This window comes from Telluria sp. B2 (assembly GCF_051789535.1).
Taxonomy (GTDB): domain Bacteria; phylum Pseudomonadota; class Gammaproteobacteria; order Burkholderiales; family Burkholderiaceae_D; genus Telluria.
Genome location: NZ_CP196525.1, coordinates 2,693,032 through 2,706,610, shown reverse-complemented (window position 1 = coordinate 2,706,610; position 13,579 = coordinate 2,693,032). Strand labels below are relative to the sequence as shown.

13 protein-coding genes are annotated in these 13,579 nt (G+C 67.3%); 1 reads left to right on the top strand and 12 read right to left on the bottom strand.

The features are described 5' to 3' along the window. Position 1: 1 nt before the first annotated feature. From ACSUZJ_RS12065 to ACSUZJ_RS12050, 4 genes are all read right to left on the bottom strand, one after another. Complete coding sequence (locus ACSUZJ_RS12065; protein ID WP_499416402.1) at positions 2 to 1,054, bottom strand: acyl-CoA dehydrogenase family protein; 1,053 nt, start codon at positions 1,052 to 1,054, stop codon at positions 2 to 4. Positions 1,055 to 1,075: 21 nt separating this feature from the next. After that, entirely contained in the window at positions 1,076 to 1,270 is a 195-nt protein-coding gene (locus ACSUZJ_RS12060) for a DUF2970 domain-containing protein (RefSeq protein WP_499416400.1), read from the bottom strand. A gap of 144 nt (positions 1,271 to 1,414) precedes the next feature. Continuing rightward, entirely contained in the window at positions 1,415 to 2,635 is a 1,221-nt protein-coding gene (locus tag ACSUZJ_RS12055; protein WP_499416398.1) for an MFS transporter, read from the bottom strand. Positions 2,636 to 2,658: 23 nt separating this feature from the next. Further along, positions 2,659 to 3,708 (bottom strand): NAD(P)-dependent alcohol dehydrogenase, encoded by a 1,050-nt coding sequence (locus tag ACSUZJ_RS12050; RefSeq protein ID WP_499416396.1) that lies wholly within the window; start codon positions 3,706 to 3,708, stop codon positions 2,659 to 2,661. A gap of 231 nt (positions 3,709 to 3,939) precedes the next feature. Here ACSUZJ_RS12050 and ACSUZJ_RS12045 point away from each other — a divergent pair, with 231 nt between their 5' ends. After that, complete coding sequence (locus tag ACSUZJ_RS12045; protein WP_499416394.1) at positions 3,940 to 4,833, top strand: LysR family transcriptional regulator; 894 nt, start codon at positions 3,940 to 3,942, stop codon at positions 4,831 to 4,833. A gap of 217 nt (positions 4,834 to 5,050) precedes the next feature. Here the strand turns inward: ACSUZJ_RS12045 and ACSUZJ_RS12040 are convergent, their stop codons facing one another. The 8 genes from ACSUZJ_RS12040 to ACSUZJ_RS12005 all read right to left on the bottom strand — a co-directional run bounded on the left by ACSUZJ_RS12040 (position 5,051) and on the right by ACSUZJ_RS12005 (position 13,492). Beyond that, entirely contained in the window at positions 5,051 to 5,350 is a 300-nt protein-coding gene (locus ACSUZJ_RS12040) for a hypothetical protein (RefSeq protein ID WP_499416392.1), read from the bottom strand. 111 nt (positions 5,351 to 5,461) lie between these two features. Continuing rightward, entirely contained in the window at positions 5,462 to 6,553 is a 1,092-nt protein-coding gene (locus ACSUZJ_RS12035; protein ID WP_499416390.1) for an AAA family ATPase, read from the bottom strand. Then, entirely contained in the window at positions 6,550 to 7,143 is a 594-nt protein-coding gene (gene pnuC, locus ACSUZJ_RS12030) for a nicotinamide riboside transporter PnuC (RefSeq protein ID WP_499416388.1), read from the bottom strand. Before pnuC ends, ACSUZJ_RS12035 begins: the two co-directional genes overlap by 4 nt. Then, complete coding sequence (locus tag ACSUZJ_RS12025) at positions 7,140 to 8,501, bottom strand: acyl-CoA synthetase family protein (RefSeq protein ID WP_499416386.1); 1,362 nt, start codon at positions 8,499 to 8,501, stop codon at positions 7,140 to 7,142. Before ACSUZJ_RS12025 ends, pnuC begins: the two co-directional genes overlap by 4 nt. Beyond that, entirely contained in the window at positions 8,498 to 9,082 is a 585-nt protein-coding gene (locus ACSUZJ_RS12020; RefSeq protein ID WP_499416384.1) for a hypothetical protein, read from the bottom strand. The genes ACSUZJ_RS12025 and ACSUZJ_RS12020 overlap by 4 nt, the downstream gene beginning before the upstream one ends. A gap of 7 nt (positions 9,083 to 9,089) precedes the next feature. After that, a complete protein-coding gene (locus ACSUZJ_RS12015) occupies positions 9,090 to 10,922 on the bottom strand; it encodes a vWA domain-containing protein (RefSeq protein ID WP_499416382.1) in 1,833 nt (610 codons plus the stop codon). Further along, on the bottom strand, positions 10,915 to 11,913 hold the full coding sequence (locus ACSUZJ_RS12010; RefSeq protein ID WP_499416380.1) for a hypothetical protein: 999 nt from the start codon (positions 11,911 to 11,913) through the stop codon (positions 10,915 to 10,917). Before ACSUZJ_RS12010 ends, ACSUZJ_RS12015 begins: the two co-directional genes overlap by 8 nt. Before the next feature lies 1 nt (position 11,914). Then, the gene (locus ACSUZJ_RS12005; RefSeq protein ID WP_499416378.1) at positions 11,915 to 13,492 is read right to left on the bottom strand and encodes an AAA family ATPase; all 1,578 of its coding nucleotides are present in this window, start codon (positions 13,490 to 13,492) and stop codon (positions 11,915 to 11,917) included. Positions 13,493 to 13,579 lie beyond the last annotated feature (87 nt).

The following is a 13,579-nucleotide window of genomic DNA, read 5'->3' as shown; positions in this document are numbered from 1 at the left end:
CTCATGCGCGCAACCTGGCCAGCTCCGTCTTCAACTGCACCATGCTCGGCGTGACGATGGGAAGAAAAGCCACTTCGCGCCGGCGGCGCGCGTATGCCTGGCCGGCTGTGCGCGAGTAGGCCCGGCTCCCGAGCGCCTGCAGTTCCAGGTCGCTGGCGCTGATCGCCAGGTCGACCATCCCGAGGCGCGCCGCGAACAGGTCGCCGGCGCGCCCGCCGAAGGCGTCGCCATCGATGCGCTCCGACAGCATGGACCAGTAGTCTTCGACCGCCTGTTCCAGCTGGTCGATCTCAGGCAGCAGGATCGATGGCGCTGCGCCGATCGCGCTGCGCGCCGAGCGCAGGCAGGCGCGCGCCAGGCCGAGCCCCCACCCGCATTGCAAGGCGATGAAGGCGGGGCGCAGCCGCGGGAGGAAGGTTCTGGCATCCTGGTCGACCAGCCAGCGGTCGGCAACCGCCACCCTGTCGAGCCGGACGGAACCGGTCCGGGTTGCGCGCAGGCCGGCCAGGTCGGCATTCGGATGTATCGCAAGGCCTTGCGCATTGCCCGGAATCGCATACACAGCCGGGCTGCCGCCGGCAGGATCGGCCGCCACCGCGATGACGACGCCTTCCCGGTGCAGGTTGGTTGCCCATGGCACCATACCGGCAAGTCCTTCCGGAGTACGATGAATCTGCAGCCGGTCGAAGCCGGTCAAAGCGCGCATGGCGTTCGACAGTCCCGGCGCACCGGCAAGCCTGCCGTCCATCAGGCGCGGCAGAAGCCCGTTTGCCAGATCACGGTTCGGGCTTCCCAGCAGGCATTCGATCACGGCGCGCTGGGCCCAGTAGACGAAGGCGGCGCCGAGCGAATGCCCGGCCAGTTCCGCCACCACCGCGATCGCGGAGCTGGTCGTTCCGCCAGTGCCGCCGCATTCTTCGGGCACGCCGGCACGCAGGAGGCCTGCTCCCGCCAGCACCTGCAACAGCTCTTCGCCGCAGCCTGTTTCGGCATCGAGCGCCTCGGCATGCGCATCGAGCCAGGCAACCAGGGTTTCGTTTAACAGCATGTTCATGTAATGATCCAGCCGCCGGGGTCAGGAAACCGCCAGGTGCACGGCCAGCCTGAGCAAGCCGATGAAAGCAGCCACCCCGAGCAGCGCGGCGACAATCACGTAGACCGGATTGAAAGCGCCGTCGGCGTCGACGTCGAAATCCTTCTTGCGGCGCAGGCCGACAAAGGACCAGGCAATCGCAGCCAGCGTGGCGAAGAATGAACGTTTGTTGGACATGGCAAGCTCCTGTTCTCGGATGTAGGGGATCGACCTGCGTTTGCGCACATACTACGGCGAAGCATTATCCATACATCGGAGGGCAGCTCGAGCTGGCATCCAGGAAGCTTTACGTCCTTCGGGTGAGTGGAGAGAAAAGCCTGCTTACCCCTCCCGGCGCGCGGCGCGCCCGGCCAGCAGCGCCAGCAGCGCGGCGACGGCGAGGATGGCCGCGCTCAGGCTGAAGGTGGCCACGTAGCCGCGGCTGTCGAAGAGCAGGCCACCGAGCGTGGCGCCGGCCGTGATCGCCAGCTGCACCACGGCCACCATCAGGCCGCCGCCGGCTTCGGCGTCGCGCGGCAGGCTTTGCGCCAGCCAGGTCCACCAGCCCACCGGCGCCGCGGTGGCGACCAGGCCCCACAGGCAGAGCAGGACGGCGGTCGCGCCAAGCGACTGCCCGAAGAACATCAGGCCCACGCCAATGGCCGCCATCGCCAGCGGGATCACGGTCAGGGTGCGGTAGAGCTGGGTCTTCAGGAAGGCGCCGATCAGGGTCGTGCCCACGAAACCGGCCACGCCCACCAGCAGCAGGAGCAGCGACAGGGTCGTCACACCGGCGTGGGTCACGCTCTCGAGGAAAGGGCGCAGGTAGGTGAAGAGCGCAAACTGGCCCATGAAGAACAGGCTGACGCCGGCCATGCCCAGCGCGATGGCCGGACGCCGCAGCAGGCGGAACACCGCGCCGACGCCCTGGCCGCCTTCCGCATGCATGGGCGGTAAGGTCAGCCACTTCCAGGCCAGGGCGAGCGTCGCCACCGGCACCAGGCAGAAGAAGGCGCCGCGCCAGCCGATCACCCCGCCGAGGTAGCTGCCCAGGGGTGCGGCGACGACGGTGGCGAGCGCGTTGCCGCCGTTGAGGACGGCGAGCGCACGCGGCACCTTCTCCACCGGGACCAGGCGCATGGCGGTGGCCGCCGACATCGACCAGAAGCCGCCGATGGCCACGCCGATGAAGGCGCGGCCGACCATGAACAAGGTGTAGTTGGGCGCGAAGGCGGCGACCGTGCTTGATACGATCATCATCCCCGTCAGCGCCAGCAGCAGGACCTTGCGGTCGAGCCGTCCGGCGAGCGGCGCCATGAACAGGCTGGTGAGCAGGGCAAAGGCGCCGGAGACCGAGATCGCCTGGCCGGCCTGCCCTTCGCTGATGCCCAGGTCGCCGGCCACCGGCGTCAGCAGGCTGACCGGCATGAACTCGGAGGCGACCAGGGCAAAGGCGCCGAGCGACAGGGCGAAGACGGCGCCCCAGGCCGCCGGGCGCTGCCCGGCGGAGGGGGCGGCCGCAGTCGCGGCCTTGTCGATCTCGGCGGGGAGACGAAGTTCCATGAAACGGTGCTGCCTTTCCTGGATTACGCGGCCAGGGTGGCGCTGTCGATCACGAAGCGGTACTTGACGTCGCCCTTGAGCATGCGCTCATAGGCCGCATTGATGTCGTCGGCACGGATCATCTCGATGTCGGCGACGATGCCGTGCTCGGCGCAGAAGTCGAGCATCTCCTGGGTTTCCGGGATGCCGCCGATCATCGAGCCGGCCAGGGCGCGGCGCTTCATGATCAGGTTGAAAACTTGCGGCGACGGGTGCGGCGTCGACGGCGCGCCGACCAGCACCATGGTGCCGTCGCGCTTGAGCAGGGTCAGGAAGGCGTCCAGGTCGTGCGGGGCGGCGACGGTGTTGACGATCAGGTCGAGCGACTTGGCCTGCTCGGCCATCGCGCCCGGGTCGCGCGAGACCACGACTTCGTGCGCGCCGAGGGCGAGCGCATCCTGGCGCTTCGATTCCGAGGTGGTGAAGGCGACCACGTGGGCGCCGAGCGCACGGGCCAGCTTGATGCCCATGTGGCCCAGGCCGCCGATGCCGACGATGCCGACGCGCTTGCCGGGGCCGGCATTCCAGTGGCGCAGCGGCGACCAGGTCGTGATGCCGGCGCACAGCAGCGGCGCCACGGCGGCCAGCTGGTCTTCGGCGTGGCTCACGCGCAGCACGAAGCGCTCGTGCACCACGATCTGCTCGGAGTAGCCGCCCAGGGTGTGGCCCGGCGCGTCGGCGGTCGGGCCGTTGTAGGTGCCGACCATGCTGTCGCAGTACTGTTCCAGGCCGTCCTCGCAGTCGGCGCAATGCTGGCAGCTGTCGACCATGCAGCCGACGCCGACCAGGTCGCCGACCTTGTGGCGGCTGACGTGGGCGCCGACCGCGGCGACGCGGCCGACGATCTCGTGGCCCGGCACGCAGGGATACAGGGTGCCGGCCCATTCGCCGCGTACCTGGTGCAGGTCGGAGTGGCAGACGCCGCAGAAGGCGATGTCGATCTGCACGTCGTGGGCGCCGACTTCGCGGCGGGTGATGTCGAGGGAAACGAGGGGCTGGTCGCCGGCGTGGGCGCCGTAGGCTTTGACGGTCATGGTGGAGTCCTTTGGATGGTTGCTATGCAGACCTGGCGCGGGCTTGGCGACAAGCAGGCGCGAGGTCGAAACAGGGGGAGATGGTACTGGCAAACGGGCAAGCAGAACGAAGGCGAAATTGCATGCCCTTATGAGCCAGACTCATGAATCGACGCATCGATTCGGTGCGCTGTATCATAAACTATCGTACCAAACGGCGTCGGCCGCTTCCCATTCTTCGAGATTCCATCCATGGCCCGTGACAACATCAACGACATCCTGGTCTTCCTCGCGGTCGCGCGCGAACGCAGCTTCACGCGCGCCGCCAGCAAGCTGGGCATGACCCAGTCGGCGCTCAGCCACATCATCCGCGGCCTGGAAGAGCGTCTCGGGGTGCGCCTGCTGACCCGCACCACGCGCAGCGTCTCGCCCACCGAAGCCGGCGAGCGCCTGCTGCAGAACGTCGGTCCCCGACTGGAAGAGATCGAGGCGGAAATCACGGCGGTGAGCGACCTGGGCGACAAGCCGGCCGGCACCATCCGCATCACGGCCATCGACCACGTGATCGAAAGCCTGCTGTGGCCGCGCCTGGCGCCCCTGCTGCCGCTCTACCCCGACCTGCATGTCGAGCTCAGTTCCGATTACCGCCTGGTCGACATCGCCGCCGAGCGCTTCGACATCGGCGTGCGCTACGGCGACCAGGTCGACAAGGACATGATCGCGGTGCGCCTGACCGAGGAGATGCCGATGGCGATCGTCGCCGCCCCCTCCTACTTCGCGCACCGTCCCGCGCCCGCCTCGGCCCAGGACCTGATGAAGCACAACTGCATCAACCTGCGCCTGGCCAGCAGCGGCGGTCTGTATGCCTGGGAACTGCGGCACGAAGGCCGCGACCTCGAGGTGCGGGTGCGCGGCCAGGTCGTGTGCACCACGGCGCCGCACATCCTGCAAGCGGCCCTGAGCGGCTGCGGCCTGGGCTTCATCCCGCTGGAGATGGCCGAACCCCACCTGCGCACGGGACGATTGGTGAGCGTGATGGAGGACTGGTGCCCGCGCTTTCCGGGGCTGTTCGCGTACTACCCGAGCCGCAGGCAGTCGTCGCGGGCGCTGGGGCTGGTGATCGAGGCGATCCGGTACAAGGGCTGAGCGCTGCCGCTATGTTCTCGCTCCACCTTGCCTCGCGCCGGCCTGGCCGCCCTCAGGCACCAGGGCGGGTACAGTCTCTTCCCAACGCCGGACAAGCTGGCTGGTTCCCTCGGCCGACACCCGCAACAACTCGACCACCGGCTCGTCGGCCTGGTAGACAACGCCCACCTTCTCGGGCGGCATGGCGGGCATCTTCGCGGTTCCGCGCTGTGCTTCGTTAACCGGCGCAGCCGCTACCCAATTGGCAACCGTGACGAAGGACTCGCCGCCCGGGCATGCCGGCACCGCCCATCCAGCGCGGATTACGAATCTTCCCCCGCGCCGCCGCCTCCTTGGCAAGCAAAGCCAGACAACTGCTCGCCACGATCACGGTGAACACGCTAACCCCGAGTTCCGCATGAAAGCTCGCCCATGCATGCAGCCCCGCCATTGGCAGCGCTGCCAGTGCAGCTGCAGCGACAATAAATTTGCCGCGCACGGGCACCCGCCCCGAGGGGCGGTAATAGGCAGAAGTCATGCCATGGCACAGTGGATGTGTCCCGGCGCGGCCCTCCGCGCGGGACCAGCCAACTCCAGCGCCGCCTCCGACGTCCACCTTGCCAAGACACAATAGTCGGTGTGGGCTTGTTCACCCCAGGGCCACCCGACGCTGAACGTCGTATGGGCCGCCGGGACAGCCAAGCGTTTCCAGGGCCTGACCGAGTCGCGCCGGAAGCGTTCCATGCAGGCATGTGTATGCGATGCCCGCCATGTCCAGCGTCTGCCGGTACCAATCATGCTGGCGCTGGCGGAAAGCAGCGTCGCGTCGCGTTCCGTCCTGGACAAAAGGAAAGTCCGGCGCACAAAGGAAGGTATGCGTATAACGTCGGCGTCCCAGCCGTGCAACGACCGGATCTACCCGGCCGTACCCATCCTCGCTGTAGAACACCGTGGTGAGCGCACTGCCGTCGCAGATCAGCGGTCCCCGCGTTTCCTGAGCCAGCGCAATCTCGAGGGCGACCTGATCCTCGGCGATGGCGCGCATGTCCTCGAACATGAATTTGCCGCCCTTTTCTTCCCAGCGCGTGCGCCCTACTTCGGGAACGCTGGTCGTGCAGAGTGCGGCAGCGAGCGCCTCGACCACTGTGGTCTTGCCGCTCGACTCTCCGCCCAGGATGCAGACCCGGTCGACGAAATCAGCATACACCAGCGGATCGAGGAAGGGACGGTAACGCGAAGGATCGCTCCTGACCTGCGTGCCCGATACCGGCACCGCGCCACGTCCCAGGTCAACGCACACATGACGCACATGATGTGCGCGTCCCAGCCGGGACGAAAAGTATTGCGACAGGGCGCCAGCAAAGCCGTCGCCGTAATCCTCGCTGGTGAACACCGCATCGACTTCCCTACCCCAGAAAGCCCAGCACAGCCAGGCGCAGAACGCACGGTGCACGTCGGCAGGCGCGTCATTCGCCGGAAGCGCGGCCGGATGGTCGATCTTCCCGCCGCGGAAAGCTGCGGCAAGCAGCGCATCGTCGACGACCAGGCGCGCCGCTTGCGGAAACAGGGCGCCAAGCCAGCCGTCGCGCGCTTCGGTATCGCAGCGCCCGAACCCGGGCTTCGTATAACTGATGACCAGCACGTCCTCGCAGGCATCGAGCGCGCTCTGAATGAGGTGCATGTGGCCGCGGTGCAGCGGACAGAACTTGCCGACCACCAGGCCGCGGCGGTAGCGTCTCATGCTTCGGCCAGCGCGCCGGCCTGCTGCTGCTTCTGCTGCCGCGCCAGGCGCCGCCAGCGCATCCAGGCGACGATGGCGTTGATCCAGTAAACGGCGTAGAGGAAGGCGGTCAGGTACAGGCCGCGACTGGCGTACAGCGGCACCGCGATCGAATTCACCAGCAGCCAGAACGGCCAGTTCTCGATGCGGCGCTGCATCAGCAGCAGTTGCGCGATCACGCTGAATACCAGCACCATCGAGTCCGCGAAAGGTGCATAGGCGTCGGTCCAGAAATGCAGCAGTGCGCCGTAGCCAGCGGCGCAGGCCAGGCCGAACGGGACGATCCATGCCAGGGTGCGGGCATCCGCCGAGGACACCGCCAGCGCCTGTCCCCGCTCGCCGCGCAGCCACAGCCGCCACCCGGCCACGCTCGAGACCACGAAGAAGACCTGCAGAACCACGTCGGCATACAGTTTGGCCTGGAAGAACAGGAGCGCGAACAGCAGGCAGCCGACGATGCCGGTCCACCAGGTATGAATGCTGTTGCGTCCGGCCAGGAGGATCGCCGCCGTGGCGGCGGCGTTGGCGGTAATTTCGAGTGGTCCGATCATGAGTGGGCGCCTGCCAGTGTCGAGGTATATTGCAAGGTCTTGTCGTCGGCCACGAGTTCCACCACCCATATCTGCTGTTCGCCGAACAGGGGCGCCAGTGCCGCACGTGCCGGCCCGGAGTACGCCATCGCGCTCCGGGCCAGCGCGAGTATGACAGTTCCGTCCGCTTCCTGGTGAAACGAAAAATGCGAGATCGGCAACGGCCGCAATGCGTGCGTGATGTCGACGTTGTTGATCCAGGCGCCGCGCGCGAAGAAGCGCACCGGACGGCGCCCCGACAGGCCGACCAGTACCGGCCCCTCCGGCCCGTGGGCCAGCGTGGCGAAGTCGCCGGTACGGTAGCGCAGCAGGGGCAGGCAGAAATTGAAGCCGCCGGTGACTGTGATCTCGCCCGCGACGCCGGGCGTGGACGGGTTTCCTTGTGCGTCGAGGATTTCCACGAACAGGCGCGGCTGCAACAGCAGGTGACCGCCGAGCCCCGCGTCGAACACGCCGACCGGACCGACCTCGTTGAGCGAATAGATATCCAGCACCGGGCAGCCGAAGCGTTCCTCAAGTCGCGCGCGCAGGCCGGCATGCAACATCATCGACACCGAAATCAGGGCGCGCGGCCGCGTGGTCAATGACAGTTCCAAGTATTCGCCGAACGAGATCGGGTCCCCAGCGACGATCTCCGGGGCCAGCGCGTCGAGGTAGCGCGCGCGGTCGTGCGGATCGCGCCAGTCGCCAGGATGCAGGTTGATCTTGGCCAGGCCGGACTCGTCCATCGTCGGGTTCACCGACACATAGGTGAAGCAGCGCTTCTGGTAGCCGAGCAGGACGACGCCGACCTGCCCGGCGCCATGCTGGGGAACGATGCCGCGGCGGCGCAGCGCGCGCTTGTGGAAGGCGGCGTATTTCGCCGCCACCAGCGGATGCGAGGCCACCACCAGCGGGTGGCCGGTAGTGCCGGTGGTCTGGAAGTTGATCAGGCGACCGGTATCGACATGGTCGGGCACAAAGCGTGCGATATCGGCCGCAAGATCGGCACGCGACACCGGGGCGATATCGCTGAAGCGCAGCGGCGGCGAGCCGAGCGCGCGATAGTACGGGACAGTGGCGAAGGTGTCGGCGACAAATCCGGAGGCCCAGTCCGGTATTGCATCGGGCGTCCAGCCGACATGGGCGCGAGCAGTCTCGCGCTCGAATGCACGCACCATCTCCACTTCCGACGCCTGCAGGCGGTTGCCGCTGGCGTTGCGATAGATCGGGGCATGCGGATGCGTGAGCATGAAATCGAGCATGCGCTGACCGGCCGGCGTCAAGGTCGGGAAACGCTCGCGATGCATGCGCGCGTCGTTCGATACCGTTTCGCTCACTCGCGCGTCCATTTGTCGGCCGATTCCTCGGCCGCCTTCCTGAACAGCGCCTCGCGGATGGCGCGGGCACGCTTTTCCGATCCGCGGCTGGCCTCGATCAGCTTGCGGCGTGCGGTGCCGCTCATCGCTGCGAGGCGGTCGCCGGCCTGTTCCGGCGTTTCGCCGCGCGGCCGGTAGTCGATCGCTGCGAGGACCGAACGCGCGAGTTCTTCGCGGCGCTCGGGGTCGTTGACGAAACGGTGTGCGGGAGCGGCGCCGGCGAGCTCCGCCACCGTCTCGTCCAGCACGGCGACCAGCGCCGGCTGCTCCAGCCGCGCGTCACGGAACCACTCGTCGGCGAGCAGCCACACCACGATCATCGCCAGCGCCAGGCGGTTGCGGTCGGCATGCGCATCCCATCCCTCGAAGCGCGCCAGGGTACCGGCGCAGGCGCGTGCGCCGTACAGGGCCAGCAGGTCGTTTACCAGCGCGGCAACGGCAACCCCGCCGCGGGTACCGATAGCCGGCTCGGCCAGGAAATCCACCGGGGTGTCGGCAAGGCGCCGCGTCAGGCGTTCGAGGTCGGGACCATCATGCTTCATCTGGCACTCACATGTGGGAACGGGTGGCAGGCTGGCCAGTGTCGCCGTAATGGCGCCGCGCGAAGGCTTGCGCGAACGCGGCCAGCCCGGCCATGTCGGAAACGGCGTGGATCTGCCAGCCCTGCTCGTCGCGTGCACGTTTCAGGTCGCGCGCCACGTGCCCGAACCAGGTCCGGTCGCCGGTTTCCCAGTCTTCCGGCAGGTTCAGCGCCATGGTGCCGCCCGCGCCGCCTGCGGCCAATGCAGCGGCGGCGATGTCCCAGCCGCTGGCGCCGCGCTCGTCCTGGTCGAACATGGTCGTGATGCCGTCGTCCGAGATCATCAGGATGTGCACCGGACGCTGGCGCCCGCTTGCATTGTGGTGCGCATACGTGTCGCGCAGACGATGGATCGGAAAGCAGGTGCCGCCGCCGAAGAAGCCGGTCAGCACGTGCAGAGCGGCGTCGGCGTCGCGCACGAAGCCGTTCGTGCGCAGCACCTCCTGCTTCGAGCTCCACAGCGTCACCTGCACCGTCGAGCCCGCGCGCAGCGCCGACAGGACGATGATGGCGCCGGCCAGCGCCAGCCAGGAGGTGGCGATCTGCGGATTCGGCATCGAGCCGGAACTGTCGACGTACAGGTCGAGGTCGACCGGCAAGGGATCGGACTCGTTTGCGGTGTCGCGGCTGTACACACGGCGCACCGTGGTCAGGCCCGGTACCGGCGTCGGACTCAGCATCAGGCTCTGCATCCAGTCGATCTCGTCCAACGGTTCACCGATGTCCCAGGTCTCCACGGATTCCATTTGCGGCTCGGCGGCCTGGGCCACGCGCTTGCGCGGAAAAGGAATCATATAAGGTAGCGCTCGTTCGCGGTAGTAGCGTATTGCGATCTGGTGGTCGCTGAGTTCGACCCCGCCCGCCTTCAGTATCTCGCCATACTCGAAAGGCTCGCGGGTCTGCCCCCCTGCGCTTCCCGCCTCGTTCTCGTCAACCGGTTCGCCCTTGGCCTCGCCCCCGGCGTCCGTGATCAGACGGTCCTCAGCCGGATGGATCGCCTCGTCCCCTTCGCCTGGCGCGAGCTCATGCAGGCCGCCGGGCGAACTGCCGGCGCCCGCTTCGCCCGTGTCCAGCACATGCTTCTCCAGGCCTTGCTGCTCGGGGTCCTGCACCAGGTAAGGCAGCAGCAAGGCCGAGAACCTGCTGGCCCCGGTCATCATGTCGTTAGCGTACACGCGCACCAGTTTCGCGCCCAGCCAAGCGTCGGTCTCGAGCGCGTCGTCGCCACGCGCGCCGCCAAGGCTCCCCTTGTCCAGCCGCCACAGGTGCTCGTAGATGCGCATGTAGAGCGTCCAGACGGCTCCCTGCTCCTTCGGCTTGCCGGCCTCGTCCCTGGCATCCTGCCTCGCCGCCAGCACGCGGTAGACCTCCGCCATCCGCAGGCCGGCCTGGCGCTGCAGGCGATCATTGATGCACAAATCGGTATACAGGTTCGCGACCATCGCGGCATGGCGCTCGAGGGTAGGCAGCGCGCGCCGCACCCGGGCCAGCATGCGGAAGTGGCTGGTCGCGGTGCCCGGCGCCAGGACGTGGTGGCCGATCTCGTGGGCCAGGATCTCGACCGCATGCTCCTGCAAGCCGAGCGCCCCGATTGCCTGCAAGTCGATGACGACGCTCTGGTCGGCGAGGCGGATCATGGCGAAACTGCCGCTTAGTCCTTCCTGGGCCGCCTCGACCGTGGTGGCGCACAGCCTCGCGTCGTGCAGGCGCGTGTAGCGGCTCCAGCAGGCCAGCGCCTGCGGCCAGGCCTGGCGCCACCGTTCGAGCAAGGCGTCGGTGGAATGCAGGCCCGGTTCAAGCATGCCCAGCCTCGCGGGGCACCAGCCGGATCGCATGCGTATAGGGGGAGGTAATGGCAATTGTCGCTGCCGTTGCGCAGGCCTTGAGTCCTGCTGCCGGGAGGTCGATCGCGATGGCCTGTCGTCCGACGAGCAGCATATTGCTCGCGACCTCGACACCGGGCTGCTGCGCGTCCTGGTCGGCTGCCGCGAACTCTTCGGGGGTTGCCGTCAGCAGCATCGCACCGTAGGCATCGGCCAGCAACAGGAAGTGGCGCTCGCCCGACTCGACCACGAAACAGTCCACACCGGCACGCACTTGCGGCGGAGTTGCGAAAGTGCCGCCCAGTCCGGTAAAGCCGCCGATCTCGCACCCACCCTCGTGCCCTGGCCGGTGCCAGGGGTCGGCCTGCAGGCGCGAACGTAGCGCCCGCCAGTCCTGCTCGCCGTACCCTGGAAATGCGGCCAGAGCAAGGCTTTCCGGCAAGCCATCCGCTGCGGCCAGCGCTCCCACACGGAAGTGCGCGGCGCCGGCGCGCCACGCCAGGACCTGCCCGACGGCGCGCAGCTCGGCGGGCGTCTCTATACGGGGCGCCAGCGCAATCATCTCATCCAGCCACTGCGCGCTGCGCGCGCCGGCGAGCGAAGTCAGATGAAGCGCGGCGTTGCTCAACATGCCGAGCACCTGCTCCGGATGCAGTGCCACCAGGCGCGCCAGCGCCGGCGCCAGCTCGCGCCACACCTGCGAGACGAACGCCGCCCCTCCGGCTCCAGCCGCGCCGCTCAGGCCGTTCAATTCCAGCGCGATGTCGTAGGCGGCCGATGCCACCGCGTGCACCCGGTCCTCTGCGAGGCGAGCGGCGGCCTGCACCACGCCGTCGACTTCGACGACCAGGAAAGCAGTAAACGCCGCCTCGTCGAAAGCTTGCTGGTAGCGCCGGTGCGCCTCATGGGTACGGCGGTTGAAATCGGCGCGCCGCGCAGCGAGGGCGCCGGCAAGGGCTGGAGAGATCATCTTATTGCGCCCGCAGCCAGGTCAGGTAATTCGTGTAGCGTTGATGCAGGTACTTCAGCTTGAGCAGGTCGTCGTACAGGTGGCCATACAGCTTGCGGCCCTTGACCTTTTCGGCAATCAGCTTTTCGATCTTCACCAGGCGCGCGCGCGTTTCGCGCTCGGACAGGCCATCGAGGCCATGCGCGAACTGCGCCGCCAGGTCGCCAACCGGGTCGTCGCGTTCCAGACCGAGGCGGGTGTATTCGTCGTTGGCGAGATCGAACAGGCGGCGTAGCCAGCCGACGCGGTCCGACCGGTAAGCGGCATTCTCCGGCAGTCCGAAGAACGGCGCGTCGAGGTCGGGACGCAGCTTGTCGTGCAGGACGAACGGCAGCACCTGGCGCAGGTCTTCGAGTTCGACGTGCGCATTGCCCCGGAACCAGGCCAGCGCCTTGGCATACACCAGCAAGGTCGTCAGATTGCGCACCGACAGGCCATTCCGGGTCTGGCAGCCCAGGTCCGCCAGGCGGTCGCGCCCGTTCTCGGCGGCTGCCAGTTCGTGCCAGGGAGTGCCCGCCAGCCGTGCGGTGTCCTTGGTCATGTATTCGAACTGGCCTGCTGCTGGCTCGCACAGCTCGAACTGGCTGGCGAAGAATTCCAGGCGCCGCCGGACCTGCTCGGGCACCTCGATGTCGCGGATGGCACCGCCCATCTCGTCGACTTCTTCGTCGGTGAAGATCAACTCGCGCGGCATCAACTCCTCGGGCCGCACGTTCTCTTCGATGCGCAGCAGCAGTTCGCCCAGGAAGCGCGGATTGAAGGCGAGCGCCTGGACGATGACGTCGATGCGGTCGCGCAGCGCCTCGATCACCTGGAAGGTTCCGCCCCCCTCTTCGTCGTTGGCGGTCAGGTACCAGGCCGATTGCGGGCACTCGAAGACCTGGCCCAACACCTCGGCATAGTTATCACCCATCACGGTCAGCAACGCGCTCTGCGTGCGAGTTGGTATGCGGTTGTATTCGTCGACGATCTTGACCCGCATCGACAACCAGGAACGCCAGGCGATACGAATGTCGTTCATGCTTTGCGCGGCCACCAGGTCGGCGGGTAGCGGATTGCCGAGCAGGTCGGCCACCGTCATCTGCGGGTGCCCGTGCTGCATCGCGCGCCGTACGTCGCGCACCGAGGCGCCGGACAGCACGCCCATCAGGATCGCGCTGGCAGTCTTGCCGCGCCCCGGACCGCCCACGAACAGGCATTTGCGACGCGTCGCGAAGGTCAGTAGCGGCAGCAGAATGAAGCTCGAGTAGCTTTGCGCCGAAGGAAGGGTGAGCGAGCGCTTGGCGTCGCCGACAACATAGCGCTGCGCGGGGCCGTCGTTGTACTCGATGTCGTAGTGCGGGCTGATGATCGCTGTGTTGACGATCCAGAAATAGGCTTGCCTGAGCTTTTCGTCCAGGGCGCGTAGCGGCAGGTCTTCTCTGGCCGTATCGGCGATCGGGCCGCGGTAGAGGTCGGCGACGTCGAACTCGCGCGGCTTCGACGCTACACGGGGATTGGTCGGAGCGCGTGATATCCGCTGAAAGAAATCAAATCGCATGAGCACGCCTTCAGGTTCCGGGACGATGGACGATCATACGGTCTTGCTGTTTGCCAAGCAATATCCGTTGAAAAAGATCCCGGTTAA